We start from the raw sequence: 505 nt of genomic DNA, 5'->3' as shown, positions 1-505 counted from the left end.
GCCAGCAAAAAAGCCGCGCTGGCCTCCGCGCTGGGTGAATATTTCGAGCGCCTGTCCACCAACTACTTCTTTGCCGATTTCTATCTGGGCCGGCAGATCGCCGAAGGCGACTTCGTGCACTACCCGAATGAGAAATGGTTCCCGATCCCTGAAGACGACGCGCTGCCGGCCGGCATCCTCGACGAACGCCTGCACGCCTTCTACGATCCGCAGCAAGAGCTGAGCGCCAGCGATCTGGTCGATCTGCAGTCCGGCAACGCCGATCGCGGCGTGTGCGCGCTGCCGTTTACCCGTCAGTCCGACCAGCAAACCGTGTACATCCCGATGAATATCATCGGCAACCTGTATGTTTCCAACGGCATGTCCGCCGGCAACACCGCCAACGAAGCGCGCGTGCAGGGCCTGTCGGAAGTGTTCGAGCGTTATGTGAAAAACCGCATCATCGCCGAATCCATCAGCCTGCCGGCGATCCCGGACGAAGTGCTGAACCGCTACCCGGGCGTGG

General features: G+C 61.2%; 1 protein-coding gene. It reads left to right on the top strand.

Going from position 1 to position 505, the window contains the following annotated elements; genetic code table 11:
* Positions 1-505, top strand: a 505-nt coding sequence (locus ADK28_RS07080) for a YcaO-like family protein (RefSeq protein ID WP_048795270.1), incomplete at both ends; no start/stop codon positions are given.

Origin of the sequence: Serratia sp. 506_PEND (assembly GCF_001076875.1) — a bacterium.
GTDB lineage: Bacteria > Pseudomonadota > Gammaproteobacteria > Enterobacterales > Enterobacteriaceae > Serratia > Serratia marcescens.
The sequence above is the reverse complement of the archived record's forward strand: the minus strand, read 5'-3'. Positions and strand labels throughout refer to the sequence as shown.